We start from the raw sequence: 17076 nt of genomic DNA on the forward strand, positions 1-17076 counted from the left end.
CCGCTTTCGGGGCCGCACCGCTTGCATCACCGGGCGTCCGCTTCGCGCACCGCGCGTACGAACGCCGCCATCCGGGCGTGATCCTTCACACCCTTCGCGCCCTCCACTTCGATGCCACTCGAGACATCGACAGCAAACGGACGCAACTGGCGGATCGCATCACCGACGTTTTGCGCGCTCAAGCCACCACTCAAAACGGCCCGATGCGCGAGCTCTGCGGGAATAAGAGACCAATCGAAGACCTTGCCGCTACCGCCATAATCCGGCACCAGGGTGTCGAACAGGAGGCCGCGCGCTTTCGAATAATGAAGGTCCGATTCTACCAAATCGGACGGCTGCGTCGAGGGGCCGACGCGCACCGCGCGCAGCCACGGCAGGCGTGCCGCGCGGCCGAGCGCGTCGCACTGCTCGGGCGTCTCGTCGCCATGGAACTGCAGCACCGTCAGTGGCACGTCGCGCACGACGGCCTCGATCTCTGCTTCGGTCGCATTCACGAACAGCCCGACCACCGACACGAACGGCGGCGCGAGGCTCGCCAGCTCGGCCGCCTGCGCGATGGTCACCGCGCGCGGGCTCTTCGGGTAGAACACGAGGCCGATCGCATCGGCGCCGAGCGCCGCCGCGTGCAGCACGTCCTCGGGGCGCGACAGCCCGCACAGCTTGATGCGCGTGCGCGGCGCCAGGCCGGTGGCGGCGGAAGTCGAGGAAGACACGGCGTGATCCGTCATGATTGAGGGTCCAGATCGGCCCAGACGCTGCTCCACGGCACGCTGCCGAGCTGCGCGGGCGGGACGGCGAATTCCGCCGGGTAGCCGACATGGGCGAGGTACAGCCCGTCGGCCATGAACGTGGGCGCCGCGAGATTGCGGTCGCGCCCGGCCAGCACGTCGGCGAGCCAGTCGGCCGGATAGCGGCCGCGCCCGACCGCGACGAGGCAGCCCATCAGGTTGCGCACCATGTGATGCAGGAACGCGTTCGCACGGAAGCGGAAATGGATGAAATGCCCCGCGCGCCGCACGTCGATCTGATACAGGTGTTTGACCGGCGTCTTCGACTGGCATTCCGACGACCGGAACGACGAGAAATCGTGCTCGCCGATCAGGTGCGCGGCGGCGGCGCGCATCGCGTCGTCGTCGAGCGGCGTGTGGATCCAGCCCGCGCGCCCGGCCAGCATCGGCGACCGCACGGGATGCACGTACAGCGCGTAGTAATAGGTGCGCTCGAACGCCGAGAAGCGCGCGTGGAACGTGTCCGGCATCGGCTTGGCCCATTGCACCGACACGGTCGACGGCAGGAACGCGTTGGTGCCGCGCACCCACGAGAACACCTCGCGATCGAGGTCGGTGTCGAAGTGCACGACCTGCCCGAGCCCATGCACGCCGGTGTCGGTCCGGCCGGCGACCGTCGTATGCAGCGGCGCCCGCGCGAACTCGGCCAGTGCATGCTCGAGCCGGTCCTGCACGGTCTTGCCGTGCGGCTGCGCCTGCCAGCCGCAGAACGCCGCGCCGTCGTACTGGACGCCCAGTGCGATCCGCATCACGCCTCGTCCGCCAGCTTCGCGAGCAGCGCGCGCGCATCGTCGCGCGTCGCGGTGTCGTTCGCGTCGACCACTTCCTGCAGCAGCGTCCGTGCGCCGGACAGGTCGCCCAGTTCGACGTACTCCGATGCGAGATCGAGCTTGTTGCGCGCGATGCGGGCGAGTTCGTCCGCCGTCAGTGCGGGCAGCGTGGCGCCCGGCGCGGACGGCAGGTCGAGATCGAAATCGAGCTTCAGCGCGCCGAACTGCGCGCCACCGAGCGGCGGCAGCGACGACAGCGCAGACGGACTGCCCGCGTGACCGGCGGGCGTCGCCGCGTCCGGATCCCAATCGTACTCGTCGTCCTGGTCGGCCGGATGTCCCTGCGCCGTCACGTTCGCGCCCATCGGGGGGTGCGATGCGGTTTGACCGTTAGTTGCGATTTTATCGGCATCGAACTGCCCTGCCCGCGCGGACAGTTCGTCCGGTGTCAGCGGCGCGCCGTCCGACGTCCGCGGCGGCAACGGCATGTCGAGGCTGCTGAGCGCGCTGATCGCGTTCTGCATCAGCGTCGCGTGTTGCGCGTCGGTCGCCGAAGGCGCGGCAGGCGTGTCGACCGGCTTGGCGGCGGCCTTTTCTGCCGGTTCTGCATCGTGCGGAACTTGCGCCGGTGCTGCGTCGTTCGCGAGCGGCACCGCCGCTTGCGCGGCCGGCAGGCCGGGATGCTCGTCATGCGGTTTCGCGACTTCCGGCGTCGACGCCGCATCAGCGGCGGTCGGCTCGACCGTTTCGGCCGCAGCGGCCGTCGCCGCAGCGAGGTACTGATCGGACGCCGCGTCGCGCGCGACCGGCATCTCGGGCAGGATCGGCAGCTCGCGGTCGATCGACGGCGCGGTTTCGGCTTCCGGGGTCACGGCAGCACCTGCCGCGGTTGCCGCCGCACCCGCATCGCCCGTTCCGCGGCCCTTCCGGCGCTTGCGCCAAGCAAAACCGGCCGCAAGCACGATCACGGCTGCGCCGGCCACGGCGGCAGGACGCCAGTCCATTTGCTCAGTACGGCGCGCCGGCGTCGCGACAGGTGCAACCGGTTGAGCAGTCACCGATGCCGGTTGCGCCGCGCTGGCGGCGACGCCGGACGCCGCTTCGCTTGCTGTCGACGCGGCTGCCGACGCACCGGCGTCGTTCGTGGCCGGACGCGGCGCGGCGGGTGCCGGCGCGGGCACCGGAGCGACGCCGTTCGTCGTGCCCGGCTTGCCGATGCCGTGCTTCTGCAACTCCATCAGCACGCGGTTCTTCAGCGCCAGCAACTGCTGCAGGCTCGACGGCCGCGGCTGCGACGCGCCCGTGGCGGGCGTCGCGCCAGCCGGCTCGTGCGAACCCGAAACCTGGCTGCCCGGCACCGGCTGGACCGCGGTCTCGCTCGCGGACGACGGCGCCGACTGGATCGCACCGCTCCATACGTGCGGGCCGCTTGCGCCTGCGGCAGGTGCCGCCGGCTGCAGGCTGTCGGCCGCCGACGCACCGTGCGCCGCCGAAGCGCCGACCGAAGCCGACGCGCCCGCTGCCGTCGCAACGCTCGCGCCGCTCACCGGAGCCGCGTGGACGGCCGGCGTGACCGGTGCAGACTGCACGGCCGACCCCGGATGCGGCGCGGACGCGCCGTGCTGCGGTTCTACGGCGCTGCTGGATGCAGCGGCAGGCGCGGACGCGGACACCGTACCCGATGCAGCGGTGGCACCGGTCGGCACGAGTGCCGCGCCGGTTGCGTCGAGCGCGGGCACGGTCAGCGTCGCGCCGACTTTCAGGCGGCTCGCGTCGCGCTTCATGAACGCCTGCGGATTGGCGTCGAACAACGCACGGCCCGCGCGCGCGAGCACGCCGGGATCGTGCGATTGCGTGGCCGCTTTCGCGATGTCGTTCAGCGACTGGCCCGGCTGGACCGTCACGGTAAGCGGCGCGGCGGCGCCGGCAGCGGACGCCGGCAGTTCGACGGTGCCGACGGCCCAGGCCGATGCGGCTGCGCCAAGCGCCAGGATCGCCAGCGCGCCACGCACGGCGCGCGACAGACGGGACTGACGCGGAAACAAGGAAATTCGGGACATCGTTGGCTCTATCGCCGCGCGCGGGCGCGGCTCGGATTCGCGGTTGAAGGCGTCAATAAAGTTGCCGCAGAAATGCAAAAGCGTCGCGCGGAACGCGACGCTTTCGGCTGGTCTGTGCGTCGTAACCGCGTAGTTTACTTCACGCGATCGCGTTCGGGCCGAATTCGTCGCCGGCCGGTGCAACCGGGCGCTGCCGCCTCTGGATCGGGGGCCACCATCTCCTCGGGTCCGCACGCGGTCGTCGGCACACCGGATTGATCAAGCAAGCTCGCACCCATGGATGAAAGCCATCGCGACATCATCGCGTCCGGAGCAAATGGCGCGGCTGTCGCATACGCGCCAGGCGGCATTGCCCACCCGGTCGCCCGACACAGGATCCCGACGGCGAAATCACGCATGTCCGCTCAACAAACCGCGCTGCCTGCCGTTAATGAATTAGCCACCGACAATCAAAACAAATCCCGACGAATGGCCAATTCCATTCAAATAAATTTCAATTGATCGATAAGAAGGCAATTCCCCTCTCTTATCGGAGAATTGAACATTTTCCCCGGCAAAGCCAATCCCCACAAGGCTTTCGACTCGCACCCCGCGATCCATTGCTCATACAAAATCGTTCATTTCGACAACAATTCAATTACATTACACAAAATTACACAGACCGAATAATCGCCGTCGCTACGATCGCCTTCAAACAGGAATCGGCGCAATTCGACCCTTGCGTTCACCCACGCCGGAAAGGCGGGAGCGCGATCGACCGGGCTGACGCCGTGCAGTGCCAGAAGTCAGCGCAGTCGCAAGACTGCATTTACTCACCAGCTCGTTACGGGGATCGAACATGGGCTATCAGCAGGGTTTGAGCGGGTTGACCGGCGCGTCGAGCAATCTCGACGTGATCGGCAACAACATCGCGAACGCAAACACGGTTGGCTTCAAGCAGGGGCGCGCGAACTTCGCCGACATGTACGCGAATTCGGTCGCGACGTCGGTCAACACGCAGATCGGTATCGGCACCCAACTCGCGTCGGTGCAGCGGAATTTCGGCCAGGGGACGATCAATACGACGAAATCGTCGCTCGACGTCGCGATCAACGGCAACGGCTTCTTCCAGATGTCGAGCAACGGCGTGACCACGTACTCGCGCGACGGCACGTTCCATCGCGACAAGAACGGCGCCATCGTCGACTCGCAAGGCCGCAACCTGATGGGCTACGCGGCCGGCGTGGGCGGCGTGATCAACACCGCGCAGACCGTGGCGCTGCAGGCGCCGACCAACAACATCGCGCCGCGAGCGACGAACACGATTACCGGCCAGTTCAACCTGAACTCGCAGGACAAGGTGCCGACCAAGACGCCGTTCAACGCGAGCGACAGCACGACCTACAACTACAACTCGTCGATCCAGGTCTACGACACGCTCGGCGGCTCGCAACAGGTCACGATGTATTTCGCGAAGAGCGCGGCCGGTACGTGGCAGGCGTACGCGGGCGTGCAGGGCCAGACGCCGACGAATCTCGGCACCGTCACGTTCGATGCATCGGGCCGGATCAGCTCGACGACGTCGGCCGCGACCGGCCAGCCGACGCCGAGCCTCGGCCAGTTCGCGTTCTCGATTCCCAACACGACGGGCGGCGCCAACCCGCAGAACCTGACGCTCGACCTGGGCGGCACGACGCAGTACGGCGGCAAGGACGGCGTGACCAATCTCGCGCAGGACGGCTTCGCGAGCGGCACGCTGACGACGTTCTCGATCGGCACCGACGGCAAGCTGACCGGCAACTACTCGAACGGCCAGAGCGCGGTGCTCGGCCTGATCGCGCTCGCGAATTTCAACAACCCGAACGGGCTCGTGAACGTCGGCGGGAACCAGTATGTCGAAACCGCCGCGTCGGGCGTGCCGCAGGTCTCCGCGCCGGGCAGCACGAACCACGGCACGCTGCAGGGCAGCGCACTGGAGAACTCGAACGTCGACCTGACGACCGAGCTCGTGAACCTGATCACCGCGCAGCGCAATTACCAGGCGAACGCGCAGACGATCAAGACGCAGCAGGCCGTCGACCAGACGCTGCTGAGCATGCGCTGATCCGCATATGAAAAACGCGCCGCGCCAGCCCTGAACCCAGGGCCGACGCGGCGCGTCTTCGTGTGCAGTCCGGCCCGCGGGCCGGACACGCAAGCGGAGTTACTTGTCGAGCAGGATGCGCAGCATGCGGCGCAGCGGCTCGGCCGCGCCCCACAGCAGCTGGTCGCCGACCGTGAAGGCCGACAGGTATTCGCCGCCCATCGCGAGCTTGCGCAGGCGGCCGACCGGCACCGTCAGCGTACCCGTGACGTTCGCCGGCGACAGGTCGCGCATCGACGCTTCACGCTCGTTCGGCACGACCTTCACCCAATCGTTCGCCGACGCGAGGATGCCGTTGATCTCGTCGAGCGGCACATCCTTGTTCAGCTTGATCGTCAGCGCCTGCGAGTGGCAGCGCATTGCGCCGATCCGCACGCACAGGCCATCGACCGGGATCGAACCCGGCTCGCCCATTGCCGGCTTGCCGAGGATCTTGTTGGTTTCCGCACCGCCCTTCCACTCTTCCTTCGACATCCCGTTGCCGAGATCCTTGTCGATCCACGGAATCAGCGAGCCGGCGAGCGGCACGCCGAAGTTGCTGGTCGGCATCGCGTCGCTGTTCATTGCGGCCAGCACGCGGCGGTCGATGTCGAGGATCGCGGAAGCCGGATCGGCGAGCTGCTCCTTCACCGCACCGTTCAGCGTGCCCATCTGCGCAAGCAGCTCGCGCATGTTCTGCGCGCCCGCGCCCGATGCGGCCTGGTAGGTCATCGCCGTCATCCAGTCGACGAGGTTCTCGCGGAACAGGCCACCGAGCGCCATCAGCATCAGGCTGACCGTGCAGTTGCCGCCGACGAAGTTCTTCGTACCCTTGACGAGCGCATCCTTGATCACGTCGAGGTTGACCGGATCGAGGATGATGACTGCGTCATCCTTCATCCGCAGCGACGAAGCCGCGTCGATCCAGTAGCCGTTCCAGCCGGCCGCGCGCAGCTTCGGGAACACGTCGTTCGTGTAGTCGCCGCCCTGGCACGTGATGATCACGTCGCACTTCTTCAGCTCGTCGACGTTGGTCGCGTCCTTGAGCGTAGTCTCGTTTTTCGCGAACGACGGCGCCTTGCCGCCCGTGTTGCTGGTGCTGAAAAACACCGGTTCGATCAGGTCGAAATCGCCCTCTTCCTGCATGCGCTGCATCAGGACGCTGCCGACCATGCCGCGCCAACCTACGAGACCTACGTTCATGACTAACCCTTTGCTTTGAATGGAGCTTCCCCGCCATTTCCGTCCCCGCGTGACCGCGCGGGGAAACAGGCGGGCACGACGGCGATCAGCGTTTAATGATCGTTTTCGTGGTAATGGTTTTCGTGATGACGATGGCGCGCGCACCCGCACGGGCAGTGTTGCCGTGGAGTTTCAGGACCGGGGAGATCAGGGAAATCAGCGCCATCGTTCGAGTCTACACAAAGCCGGTGGCCCGCACAACGGCCAACCGTGGGCGAACCGGCCGATTTTCGCGGCCCGTTCGCGCCCTTTCTACATTATCGGTGCCGCATCGCGTTACAGCGCCGCGACCACCGCATCACCCATCGCTGCCGTGCCGACCTGCTGGCAGCCCGGCGTGGCGATGTCGCCCGTACGGTAACCCTGCTCGAGCACGGTTTTCACCGCGCGCTCGATGCGATCGGCCTGCTCCGCGCGATTCAACGAGTAGCGCAGCATCATCGCGGCCGACAGGATCGTCGCGAGCGGGTTCGCGATGCCCTTGCCCGCGATGTCCGGCGCCGAACCGTGCGACGGCTCGTACAGGCCCTTGTTGTTCTTGTCGAGCGACGCCGACGGCAGCATGCCGATCGAACCCGTCAGCATCGACGCTTCATCCGACAGGATGTCGCCGAACATGTTGCCCGTCACGATCACGTCGAACTGCTTCGGCGCCTTCGCGAGCTGCATCGCCGCGTTGTCGACGTACATGTGCGACAGCTCGACGTCCGCGTATTCCTTCGACACGTCGATCATGATGTCGCGCCAGAACTGCGACGTCTCGAGCACGTTCGCCTTGTCGACCGACAGCAGCTTCTTCGCGCGCTTGCGGGCGGCCTGGAACGCGACGTGCGCGATGCGGCGCACTTCCGGTTCCGAATAGCGCATCGTGTCGAAGCCTTCGCGCTCGCCGGCGAACGGACCGTCCGGTGCCGCGCGCACGCCGCGCGGCTGGCCGAAATAGATGTCGCCGTTCAGTTCGCGCACGATCAGGATGTCGAGGCCCGCGACGAGCTCGGCTTTAAGCGGCGATGCATCGACGAGCTGCGGATAGCAGATCGCCGGGCGGAAGTTCGCGAACAGCTCGAGATGCTTGCGCAGCCCGAGGATCGCCTGCTCGGGGCGCAGCGCGCGCTCGAGCGAGTCGTACTTCCAGTCGCCGACGGCGCCGAACAGGATCGCGTCGGCTTCCTTCGCGAGCGCAAGCGTCGCGTCGGGCAGCGGATGACCGCTCGCCTCGTAGCCCGCGCCGCCGACCGGCGCCTGTTCGAGTTCGAACTTCTCGTCGAGTGCGTTCAGCACCTTCACCGCTTCATTGACGATTTCCGGACCGATGCCGTCGCCGGGCAGCACTGCAATCTTCATGCGAAATTCCTGACTGGGTAGGTTTTTATGAGGCAGGCCGGCGAACGCGCCGCTGGCGCGCCCGCCCGAAAGGCACGATCAGCCGACCAGCTTGGTGTTGAGCCACGGCTGCTTCACGAGCCGCTCGGCTTCGAACTGGCGGATCTTGTCCGCATGGCGCAGCGTGAGGCCGATGTCGTCGAAGCCGTTCAGCAGGCAGTACTTGCGGAACGCGGTGATCTCGAACGGATACTCGCGGCCGTCGCCCGAACGCACGACCTGGGCGTCGAGGTCGACCGTCAGTTGAAAACCGTTGAACGCCACCGTCTCGTTGAACAGGTGATCGACCTGCTGCTCGGTCAGCACGATCGGCAGCAAACCGTTCTTGTAGCAGTTGTTGAAGAAGATGTCCGCGAAGCTCGGTGCAATGATCGCGCGGAAGCCGTACTGCTGCAGCGCCCACGGTGCGTGCTCGCGCGAGCTGCCGCAGCCGAAGTTCTTGCGTGCGATCAGCACCGACGCGCCCTGGTAGCGCGGCTGGTTCAGCACGAAGTCGGGATTCAGCGGACGCTTCGAGTTGTCCTGGCCCGGCTCGCCGTGATCGAGGTAACGCCATTCGTCGAACGCATTCGGACCGAAGCCGGTGCGCTTGATCGACTTCAGAAACTGCTTCGGGATGATCGCGTCGGTGTCGACGTTCTCGCGATCGAGCGGCGCCACGACGCCGGTATGTACAGTGAATTTTTCCATGATCCGTCTATCCGGTTGAAGGGCCGGCGTTCAGCCGGCGCACATCGACAAATCCTCGGCGGGCCGCGTCATTCCGCGGCGCGCTTGATCGCGCTGCCGGCGGCGTTGACGTCCTGCCCGAAGCCCTGGACGGTATTGCAGCCCGCGAGGCCGAAACCCAGCCCTGCCAGCGCCAGCGCGGCAACCAGCCGCGCAATGACCTTCGATGCCGTCACGCGTTACCCCAGCTGGCGAATGTCGACGAAGTGACCCTCGATCGCCGCGGCTGCCGCCATCGCGGGGCTCACGAGGTGCGTGCGACCGCCCGCGCCCTGCCGGCCCTCGAAGTTGCGGTTCGACGTCGACGCACAGCGCTCGCCCGGATCGAGCCGGTCGGCGTTCATCGCGAGGCACATCGAGCAGCCCGGCTCGCGCCATTCGAAGCCGGCATCCGTGAACACCTTGTCGAGCCCTTCGCGCTCGGCCTGCGCCTTCACGAGGCCCGAACCCGGCACGACCATCGCGAGCCGCACGTTCGACGCGACACGACGGTTCAGTTTCTTCACGACATACGCGGCCGCGCGGATATCTTCGATCCGGGCGTTCGTGCACGAGCCGATGAAGATCTTGTCGACCTTGATCGATTCGATCGGCGTGTTCGGCTCGAGCGCCATGTACGCCAGCGCGCGCTCCATCGCATCGCGCTTGACCGGATCCTTCTCGCGCTCGGGATCGGGCACGCGGCCGTCGATCGACGTGACCATTTCCGGCGACGTGCCCCACGTGACCTGAGGGACGATCTCGGCTGCATTCAGCTCGACCACACGGTCGAACTGCGCGCCGTCGTCCGACTTGAACTGGCGCCAGTATTCGACGGCCTGATCCCATTCCGCGCCGGTCGGCACGAACGGGCGACCCTTCAGGTAATCGACCGTCGTGTCGTCGACGGCGACCATGCCCGCGCGCGCGCCGGCTTCGATCGCCATGTTGCAGACGGTCATGCGGCCTTCCATCGTCAGCGCGCGGATCGTCGAGCCGCCGAATTCGATCGCGTAGCCCGTGCCGCCTGCCGTGCCGATCTTGCCGATGATCGCGAGCACGATGTCCTTCGCGGTACAGCCGCGCGGCAGCGCACCCTCGACCTTCACGAGCATGTTCTTGCTCTTCTTCTGCAGCAGGGTTTGCGTCGCGAGCACGTGCTCGACTTCCGACGTACCGATGCCGTGTGCGAGCGCGCCGAACGCGCCGTGCGTCGACGTGTGCGAATCGCCGCACACGATCGTCATGCCCGGCAGCGTCGCGCCCTGTTCCGGCCCGATGATGTGGACGATGCCCTGGCGCACGTCGTTCATCTTGAACTGCGTGATGCCGAACGCATCGCAGTTCGCGTCGAGCGTGTCGACCTGCAGCTTCGAGACGGGATCGGCGATGCCGTGGCTGCGGTCCGTGGTCGGCACGTTGTGGTCCGACACGGCGAGGTTCGCGCTGATGCGCCACACCGGACGCTGCGCCATCTTCAGCCCTTCGAACGCCTGCGGGCTCGTGACTTCGTGCAGCAGCTGACGGTCGATATAGAGCAGGGTCGTGCCGTCTTCCTCGGCGTGGACCACGTGGGTGTTCCACAGTTTGTCGTAGAGAGTCTGTGCCATGGGTATGCGGGGTCGTTGTGACTACAAGCCTTGCGGATGAGGTCGATTATGCCACGCAGCACGCGTCCCGGCGCAGGCCGGACGCGAAAAAACCCATTAAAAACAGTGGTTTGGCTGGTAGTCGCAATACCTGTATCGGCATTACCCGGCAAAACGGGGCACGCACGATCCGGCGGCAGACGCGTCGCCCGGATCTTGCGCCGCGCCCCGCGGCCGGCGGCGTCAGCCGTTCGGGTACTCGCGGTTGATCAGGTCGAGCCGCAGCATCGCGAGCTGCATGCCGGCGTTGCTCAGCAGGTAGAGGTCGCGCCGCCGCATGGCCGCCATCTGCGCGGACGTGTCGTAGAGCGACGGCAACGTGAAGCTTGCCGGCACCGCCGCCTGCATCCCCGCCGCATTCGACGCGCGCACGGCGAGCGAAGCCTGGTCCGCATGCGTGACGACGCCAACCTTGCCGAGCGCTGCGGCCGAGCCGGCCTGCTTGACGATTGCGGCGGCGACGCCGTCGGGGGTCGGTATCGGGCTGCCGGCCGTCAGGGCGGGGGTCGCAATCGACGTCACGCCGGCCGTCAGACCGTATTTCGACGCGAGCACGCTGGCGATGTCCTGCTGCGCGAAGATCGGCGCCGCGACCTTCTGCCGAAGCTGGAACACGGCGTCGGCAATCGCCTCGTTGACGGGGCCCGGTACGGGCGCAGCGGCCGATGCCCCGGCGCGGTTGCCGAAACTGAACGCGACGATCGTATTGATGGAGGCCGCGGCGACGGTCGGCGGCGTCCACGAGAAAAACGTGTCGAGCAGATAGCCGGTTTCGTCGGTGGCGGTCGTGCGATCGTTCAGTTCGTTCGTCAGCTTGCCGAGCATCTGGCGCTGCAGTTCCGCATCGCTGGCAGGCGCGTCGCTCGCGAACGCGGGCGTGGCGGCCGCGCACGCCGCGGCAAGGGCGGAGGTGGAAGCCAGGAAATGGCGACGGGTATTCATGGTCATGAGAGTCGTATGGGAAGCGGAAGGCGTCAGCCCTTCGGGAACGCCTGCATCGTCGCGGTCACCGCGCGCGTCAGCATCTGCGCATACATGTCGTGCACGAGGTAGAGGCTGCGGTTGCGCGTCCACGGCTGGCCCGACTGCGGGTCGTACGTCGTCGGCAGCGCTACCTCGGCGACGGCGGCCGCCTTCATGCCCGCCTGCTGCGACGTCTGGATGCAGCGCTTCGCGTGATCACGGTGGCCAACCACCGCGACGGCGCCCATCGCCGCCGCCCCGCCCGCCCGCGACACGGCCACGGCCGCGACGCCCGCGGTGCTCAGATACACGATCGAGCCGTCGTTCGCGATCACAGGTTCGACCGACGACAGCACGTCGGCGCCCATTCCGTATTTCGACACGAGGAAACGCGCGATTTCCCACTGCGCATAGACCTTGACGGGCTTCAGCTGACGGATGCGGTATACGGCGTCCGCGAGCGCTTCGTTCACGGGGCCCGGATCGGGCAGCGCCGACTGGTTGCCGCCGGTGCTCGACGTGTTGCCGCTCGCCGCGTTCGGACGGTTGCCGAAGCTGTACGCGACGATCGCGCCGATCTGCGCGGCCGGCACCGTCGGCAGGTCCCACGTGAAGCCGACGTCGGTCATCGCCGGGACGATCGCGTTGACGACCGCCGCATCGCCGAGCTGCGCATTCAGTTTCGCGGACATCTGCGCGGCGAGCGCGCTGTCGGCGACCGGTGCCGACGTGACATCGTCGCCACCGCATGCGCTCAGCAGTGAAGACGCCGCGACGGCTGGCGCGGCGGCGAGGAATTTTCTTCGGGACGAAGCCGGGGAATGCTGACTCATGAGCACGATACGCAATGATGCGAATGACGACCGCGCCTGGCGACCGGCAGGGTCAATGGCATTCGCAGGGTCAAGGGAAAAGGCAATCGGGCGAGTTCGCGCGAACCGGAATCGCGGCGCGCCACCGATCGACGAAGCGCGATCCTAGGCGGCGTTGGTTAAATTGCGGTGAAAACACCGGCCGAATCCGTTCGATCGCCGCGCCGTTTCGCCGGCGGGCGCTCTTGTTTCACATGCGGTGCGCGAATCGCATGTTTGTTTCGCCGGTGGCGCGCCCGCGGCAGGTACGGGGTTTCGACATATCGACACCCGCGCTACGATGGCGCAATACACGTCCCCACGATCCGGACCCGGAGCACGCCACGATGAAGCTCGGCCTGAACGAATCGCTCGCGCGCCTCGACGACGAAGGCACGCTGTTCACGACATTGTTTCGCCACGGCACGCTCGACGTCGAGCTGTACCGGCCGCGCGTCGAGGACATGCAAACGCCGCACACGCGCGACGAGATCTACGTGATTGCCACCGGCACGTCGCGCTTCGTCGTCGACGGGCGCGAATGCGACGTCGCGGCCGGCGACACGCTGTTCGTCCCCGCATTCGCGGTGCATCGCTTCGTCGGCTTCTCCGACGATTTCTCGACCTGGGTGTTCTTCTACGGCCCGGAAGGCGGCGAACGCGCATGACGCACGACGCATGATGCGCGCGGCGCTTTTCCCGCGATCGCCTAGACTGTCTATTCGCAACGGGCGGCGCGCGGCCGCCCGGTCGTCACGATGCCGACGGCATCCGGTTCAACGAACAGGAAGACAGCATGCGATATGAACTCTATTACTGGCCCGAGATCCAGGGCCGCGGCGAGTACGTGCGGCTCGCGCTCGAGGCAGCCGAAGCCGACTATGTCGATGTCGCGCGCGAATCGGGGCGCGGGATGGGCGTGCCGGCGATGATGCGCATGATGGACAGCACGAAGGCCGAATGCGTGCCGTTCGCGCCGCCGTTCCTGAAGGCGGGCGACGTGGTCGTCGGGCAAACGGCGAACATCCTGCTGTTTCTCGGCGCGCGGCTCGGGCTCGCACCCGACGACGAAGCCGGCCGGCTGTGGGTGCACCAGCTTCAGCTGACCGTCGCCGATTTCGTCACCGAGATCCACGACACGCATCACCCGATCGCCAGCGGCCTGTATTACGAGGATCAGAAGGCGGAGGCCGCCGAGCGCGCAGCCGATTTCCTCGAGAACCGGCTGCCGAAATTCCTCGGCTACTTCGATCACGTGCTCGGACAGAATCCGCACGACAGCGGCTACCTCGCGGGCACCGCGCTCAGCTACGCGGACCTGTCGATGTTCCAGTTGATCGAAGGCCTGCGCTATGCGTTTCCGAAGGCGATGAAGCGCGCGGAGCGGAAAGTCGCGGCGCTCGTCGCGCTGCATGATCGCGTCGCGCAGCATCCGCCCGTCGCGCGCTATCTCGTGTCGGCGCGCCGCATCCCGTTCAACGACATGGGGATTTTCCGCCACTATCCGGAGCTGGACACCTGGCGGCGCGGTGACTGATCACGCCTGCGCGGCGACCGCGGTCTCATGCAGATGGCGCCACACGATCAAGCCATCCGCCTCGCGCCGGAACACGACCGTCGAGCGCCGCACCGTGCGCCGCCCTTGCGCGTCGGTCTGCGCCTCGCGATAGCCGATCGTTGCGCCATCGGCCCACACGGCATGCGCGCGCAACTCGTCGATGTCGATCACCAGCCCGGGACGCGCGCCATGCCCGTGTGAAAACAGCGCATCGACGCCCGCGTAATCGAGCACCGCGCCCGACATCGTGATCATCGAAAATCCCGGCGAGAAACGCGCCATCAGCGTCGCGAGCCGCTCGGGGCCGGCGCGGCCGGACAACCAGCACGCGATGTCGGCAACGGTATCGACGACTTCCTTGAAATACGGGTTCGGCAAATTCATAAGGCTCTCAGGTTCTCACGAGTGGGATGAAACGGGTTGCGCGAGCGGCGCATGATGTGCGGGAAGCCGTGCGATCAGGCCGAGCGGCAGCAAGGTCAGCAGGACCGCCAGCCCGAAGCACCAGCGGTACGGCGCGAGCGACGGGCCGCCCGCGTCGAACGCCAGCAACGCATTGAGTACGCTGCCGAGCACGGCCACGCCAACGCAAAAGCTCAACTGGCGGTTGATGTTCCACAGCGCGCTCGCGTCGCCCATCCGGTCGGCGGGCACATCGACGAACGCCGCGCTTTGCGACGTGCTCGTGCACAGGCTCGCGCCGAACCCCATCGCCGCGAATGCCGCGATGCGCACGGCTTCGACGCCGGCCCACGGCGTCGCGAGCAGTGCGATGCCGACGCAATCGATCGCGATGCCATATGCGAACAACGGCTTCGCGCCGTGGCGTGCAAAGCAGCGGCGCGTGGTCGCGATCGCGAAGAACGCCGCGATCGCCCACGGCAGCATCAGCGCACCGGCATGCGCAGCGCTCAATCCGAGTGCGTTCTGCAGGTAGAGCGACGCGACGAGGTTGACGCCCGTAAAAATGCCCGGCACGCACAGATAGACCACCACACCGGTTCGCAGCAACGGTTGTGCGAGCAGGCGCAGGTCGACGACGGGCGACCTGGCACGACGCGCATGCGCCGCATAGCCGGCGCCTGCCACGACCGCGACGGCCAGCATCGCGAGCGGAAAACCCGCGTCGCCGGGCTGCCCCGCGGCGGTCAGCCCGAGCAGCAGCGCGACGAGCGTTGCCGCACTCAGGCCGAGCCCCGGCCAGTCGAGCCGCGGCGGCCGGTCGAGCGCACCGTCGCGCGGCAGCCAGGCGAACGCGAGCGCGCAGGTCGCGGCCGCGATCGGCAACATCGCGAAGAAGATCGCGCGCCACGACCCGCGATCGACGATTGCCCCGCCGATCGCAGGCGAGACCGCGGGCACGAGCAGCGCGACCATCATCACGACCGACGTGAGCCGCGCCCGCGCCTGCGGCGGATACGCGCGATAGGCCATCGTCTGCCCGACCGGAATCAGCAGCCCGCCGCCGAGCCCCTGGACCAGCCGCCACGCGAGCAGCGCGCCGATCGACGGCGACGCGCCGACGCCGGCACTGCCGAACCCGAACAGCAGCAACGATGCGGCGAACACGCGCCGCTCGCCGCAGCGGCGCGCGAGCCACGTGCCGAACGGAATCACGACGGTCAGGCCGAGCACATACATGTTGCCGACCCACGCAAGCTGCGCGACCGACGCGTGCAGTTCGCGCTGCAGCGCCGGATATGCGGCGTTCAGCATGAACATGTTCGCGAGATCGATCGCGAAGCCGAGCAGGTAGACGGCGGCGATTCTGGAACGGTCTGGCATGGCGGCGGGAACATCACGAAACGCCGCAGTGTAGAAGCCGGCGCGCACATCGGTAAGCGGCCGGATTCGACGGCTCCCGTCGAAATTTTTTGACAATCGGATCACGCGGCGGCGACGCCGCGCATCCGCCGCACCGCAGCGCATGCCGCACGCGGACGCACATTCGGGTACCCTTCGAGCGATCCAACGCATAGACAGGACCCACGCCCCAACCATGGTGAGCCTCGATCGTTTCGCCGTATTCCGTGCCGTGGTCGAAGCCGGTTCGTTCACGGCCGCCGCAACCGCGCTGAACCAGGCGCGGGCGGCCGTCAGCTTCAACGTGAAGCAGCTCGAAACCGAGCTCGGCGTCACGCTGCTCACGCGGACGACCCGGCGTGTCGAGCTGACCGATGCTGGCGAGCGCTTCTACCAGCGCTGCCTGCACGTGCTCGAAGCAGCCGAGGGCGCGATCGACGAGGTGCGCGGCGAGCATGGCGGAATGCAGGGCATCCTGCGCCTGACGTCGACGGTCGAGTATGCGGCGCGCGTCCTGGCACCAATGCTGCATGCGTTCACCGCGCGGCATCCCGCGTTACGCGTGCGGCTCGAAACGCATACGTCGCAGGCCGATCTCGTGCGCGACCGCTTCGACGTCGCGATCCGGCTCGGACGCCACGAGCACTTTCGCGACCTGCCCTATCGCGGCGCCTGCCTTGCCACCTACGACGTGCTCGCCGTGATGGCGCCCGACCTGCCGGCGAAGGCCGGACTCCCGCAACCGGCGTCGCCCGGCGACCTCGCCCGCCTGCCGCAACTCGGCCACAGCCGGCTCGAGCGGATCGCCAAATGGACGCTCACCGATCGCGCGGGCAACCAACATGCGTTTCGACCGGCCACGAAGCCTCGCGTCGTCGTCGACAATGCATCGGTGTTGCGTGAACTCGCGCGCCAGGGCAGCGGCGTTGCGCTGCTGCCCGAATGGCTCGTGCGCGACGATCTCGACAGCGGCGCACTGGTCGATGCGCTGCCCGCCTTCCGGTTTCCGCAGCAGAACGTCTACGCGCTGTACGTCGCGACGCGGCACGTGCCGCAGAAAGTGCGTGCGTGGGTGGACTTCATGAAGGAGCAATTGCAGCACGTGCATTGAGCGCGGTTTGCGCGCGTCGCCGCGCGCTGGCCGCCGCGGCGAAGCCGGCCGTACGACACGACCGGCTTCCGTTGCCGCGCTTTCAGTGC

At 67.1% G+C, this 17076-nt stretch carries 18 protein-coding genes; 5 read left to right on the top strand and 13 right to left on the bottom strand.

Features of this window, described 5'->3' with window-relative positions; all coding sequences use genetic code 11:
* Positions 1-26: 26 nt before the first annotated feature.
* From HWX87_RS04130 to HWX87_RS04140, 3 genes are read right to left on the bottom strand one after another with little or no spacing between them, the layout of a single operon-like run.
* The gene (locus tag HWX87_RS04130) at positions 27-728 is read right to left on the bottom strand and encodes a phosphoribosylanthranilate isomerase (protein WP_176045920.1); all 702 of its coding nucleotides are present in this window, start codon (positions 726-728) and stop codon (positions 27-29) included.
* Positions 725-1537, bottom strand: a complete 813-nt coding sequence (gene truA / locus HWX87_RS04135; RefSeq protein ID WP_176045921.1) for a tRNA pseudouridine(38-40) synthase TruA — start codon at positions 1535-1537, stop codon at positions 725-727. The genes HWX87_RS04130 and truA overlap by 4 nt, the downstream gene beginning before the upstream one ends.
* A complete protein-coding gene (locus tag HWX87_RS04140; protein ID WP_176046336.1) occupies positions 1537-3618 on the bottom strand; it encodes a FimV/HubP family polar landmark protein in 2082 nt (693 codons plus the stop codon). The genes truA and HWX87_RS04140 overlap by 1 nt, the downstream gene beginning before the upstream one ends.
* Positions 3619-3894: 276 nt before the next feature.
* Between HWX87_RS04140 and HWX87_RS04145 the strand changes: the two genes are divergently transcribed.
* Both HWX87_RS04145 and flgE read left to right on the top strand, forming a co-directional pair.
* Entirely contained in the window at positions 3895-4119 is a 225-nt protein-coding gene (locus tag HWX87_RS04145; protein WP_176045922.1) for a hypothetical protein, read from the top strand.
* A 337-nt stretch (positions 4120-4456) separates the two neighbouring features.
* Positions 4457-5701, top strand: coding sequence for a flagellar hook protein FlgE (gene flgE / locus HWX87_RS04150; protein ID WP_176045923.1), 1245 nt, complete (start codon positions 4457-4459; stop codon positions 5699-5701).
* A 99-nt stretch (positions 5702-5800) separates the two neighbouring features.
* On the opposite strand, the gene asd is transcribed toward flgE, so the two are convergent.
* The 8 genes from asd to HWX87_RS04190 form a co-directional block, all read right to left on the bottom strand.
* On the bottom strand, positions 5801-6922 hold the full coding sequence (gene asd, locus HWX87_RS04155; protein ID WP_176045924.1) for an aspartate-semialdehyde dehydrogenase: 1122 nt from the start codon (positions 6920-6922) through the stop codon (positions 5801-5803).
* Positions 6923-7007: 85 nt separating this feature from the next.
* On the bottom strand, positions 7008-7127 hold the full coding sequence (locus HWX87_RS04160) for a hypothetical protein (RefSeq protein ID WP_006756675.1): 120 nt from the start codon (positions 7125-7127) through the stop codon (positions 7008-7010).
* Between the two features lie 110 nt (positions 7128-7237).
* Complete coding sequence (gene leuB / locus HWX87_RS04165) at positions 7238-8305, bottom strand: 3-isopropylmalate dehydrogenase (protein ID WP_176045925.1); 1068 nt, start codon at positions 8303-8305, stop codon at positions 7238-7240.
* Between the two features lie 78 nt (positions 8306-8383).
* Complete coding sequence (leuD, locus tag HWX87_RS04170) at positions 8384-9034, bottom strand: 3-isopropylmalate dehydratase small subunit (RefSeq protein WP_176045926.1); 651 nt, start codon at positions 9032-9034, stop codon at positions 8384-8386.
* Between the two features lie 68 nt (positions 9035-9102).
* Positions 9103-9249 carry an entericidin A/B family lipoprotein gene (locus tag HWX87_RS04175; protein WP_166953681.1) on the bottom strand — a complete coding sequence of 49 codons (147 nt, stop codon included), beginning with the start codon at positions 9247-9249 and terminating at the stop codon, positions 9103-9105.
* Between the two features lie 3 nt (positions 9250-9252).
* Complete coding sequence (gene leuC / locus HWX87_RS04180) at positions 9253-10662, bottom strand: 3-isopropylmalate dehydratase large subunit (protein WP_176045927.1); 1410 nt, start codon at positions 10660-10662, stop codon at positions 9253-9255.
* 222 nt (positions 10663-10884) lie between these two features.
* Positions 10885-11643, bottom strand: a complete 759-nt coding sequence (locus HWX87_RS04185; RefSeq protein ID WP_176045928.1) for a Tat pathway signal protein — start codon at positions 11641-11643, stop codon at positions 10885-10887.
* A 32-nt stretch (positions 11644-11675) separates the two neighbouring features.
* A complete protein-coding gene (locus tag HWX87_RS04190) occupies positions 11676-12497 on the bottom strand; it encodes a hypothetical protein (protein ID WP_176045929.1) in 822 nt (273 codons plus the stop codon).
* A gap of 365 nt (positions 12498-12862) precedes the next feature.
* Between HWX87_RS04190 and HWX87_RS04195 the strand changes: the two genes are divergently transcribed.
* The gene (locus tag HWX87_RS04195) at positions 12863-13183 is read left to right on the top strand and encodes a cupin domain-containing protein (RefSeq protein WP_176045930.1); all 321 of its coding nucleotides are present in this window, start codon (positions 12863-12865) and stop codon (positions 13181-13183) included.
* Between the two features lie 128 nt (positions 13184-13311).
* A complete protein-coding gene (locus HWX87_RS04200) occupies positions 13312-14052 on the top strand; it encodes a glutathione S-transferase (RefSeq protein WP_176045931.1) in 741 nt (246 codons plus the stop codon).
* Here HWX87_RS04200 and HWX87_RS04205 read toward each other — a convergent pair whose 3' ends face one another.
* Positions 14053-14457, bottom strand: coding sequence for a DUF4440 domain-containing protein (locus HWX87_RS04205; RefSeq protein ID WP_176045932.1), 405 nt, complete (start codon positions 14455-14457; stop codon positions 14053-14055). It abuts the gene before it with no gap.
* Positions 14458-14472: 15 nt separating this feature from the next.
* Positions 14473-15858, bottom strand: a complete 1386-nt coding sequence (locus HWX87_RS04210) for an MFS transporter (RefSeq protein ID WP_176045933.1) — start codon at positions 15856-15858, stop codon at positions 14473-14475.
* 214 nt (positions 15859-16072) lie between these two features.
* Between HWX87_RS04210 and HWX87_RS04215 the strand changes: the two genes are divergently transcribed.
* Positions 16073-16987, top strand: a complete 915-nt coding sequence (locus HWX87_RS04215; RefSeq protein WP_176045934.1) for a LysR family transcriptional regulator — start codon at positions 16073-16075, stop codon at positions 16985-16987.
* Positions 16988-17076: the final 89 nt, after the last annotated feature.

The sequence above is a fragment of the Burkholderia sp. BCC1644 genome (genome assembly GCF_902833225.1).
Lineage (GTDB): Bacteria > Pseudomonadota > Gammaproteobacteria > Burkholderiales > Burkholderiaceae > Burkholderia.

What these genes read in the sequence shown, in the direction of transcription:
- HWX87_RS04130 (WP_176045920.1), bottom strand. Translation starts at nt 728, where the DNA reads ATGACGGATCACGCCGTGTCTTCCTCGACTTCCGCCGCCACCGGCCTG.
- truA (WP_176045921.1), bottom strand. Translation starts at nt 1,537, where the DNA reads ATGCGGATCGCACTGGGCGTCCAGTACGACGGCGCGGCGTTCTGCGGC.
- HWX87_RS04140 (WP_176046336.1), bottom strand. Translation starts at nt 3,618, where the DNA reads ATGTCCCGAATTTCCTTGTTTCCGCGTCAGTCCCGTCTGTCGCGCGCC.
- HWX87_RS04145 (WP_176045922.1), top strand. Translation starts at nt 3,895, where the DNA reads ATGGATGAAAGCCATCGCGACATCATCGCGTCCGGAGCAAATGGCGCG.
- flgE (WP_176045923.1), top strand. Translation starts at nt 4,457, where the DNA reads ATGGGCTATCAGCAGGGTTTGAGCGGGTTGACCGGCGCGTCGAGCAAT.
- asd (WP_176045924.1), bottom strand. Translation starts at nt 6,922, where the DNA reads ATGAACGTAGGTCTCGTAGGTTGGCGCGGCATGGTCGGCAGCGTCCTG.
- HWX87_RS04160 (WP_006756675.1), bottom strand. Translation starts at nt 7,127, where the DNA reads ATGGCGCTGATTTCCCTGATCTCCCCGGTCCTGAAACTCCACGGCAAC.
- leuB (WP_176045925.1), bottom strand. Translation starts at nt 8,305, where the DNA reads ATGAAGATTGCAGTGCTGCCCGGCGACGGCATCGGTCCGGAAATCGTC.
- leuD (WP_176045926.1), bottom strand. Translation starts at nt 9,034, where the DNA reads ATGGAAAAATTCACTGTACATACCGGCGTCGTGGCGCCGCTCGATCGC.
- leuC (WP_176045927.1), bottom strand. Translation starts at nt 10,662, where the DNA reads ATGGCACAGACTCTCTACGACAAACTGTGGAACACCCACGTGGTCCAC.
- HWX87_RS04185 (WP_176045928.1), bottom strand. Translation starts at nt 11,643, where the DNA reads ATGAATACCCGTCGCCATTTCCTGGCTTCCACCTCCGCCCTTGCCGCG.
- HWX87_RS04190 (WP_176045929.1), bottom strand. Translation starts at nt 12,497, where the DNA reads ATGAGTCAGCATTCCCCGGCTTCGTCCCGAAGAAAATTCCTCGCCGCC.
- HWX87_RS04195 (WP_176045930.1), top strand. Translation starts at nt 12,863, where the DNA reads ATGAAGCTCGGCCTGAACGAATCGCTCGCGCGCCTCGACGACGAAGGC.
- HWX87_RS04200 (WP_176045931.1), top strand. Translation starts at nt 13,312, where the DNA reads ATGCGATATGAACTCTATTACTGGCCCGAGATCCAGGGCCGCGGCGAG.
- HWX87_RS04205 (WP_176045932.1), bottom strand. Translation starts at nt 14,457, where the DNA reads ATGAATTTGCCGAACCCGTATTTCAAGGAAGTCGTCGATACCGTTGCC.
- HWX87_RS04210 (WP_176045933.1), bottom strand. Translation starts at nt 15,858, where the DNA reads ATGCCAGACCGTTCCAGAATCGCCGCCGTCTACCTGCTCGGCTTCGCG.
- HWX87_RS04215 (WP_176045934.1), top strand. Translation starts at nt 16,073, where the DNA reads ATGGTGAGCCTCGATCGTTTCGCCGTATTCCGTGCCGTGGTCGAAGCC.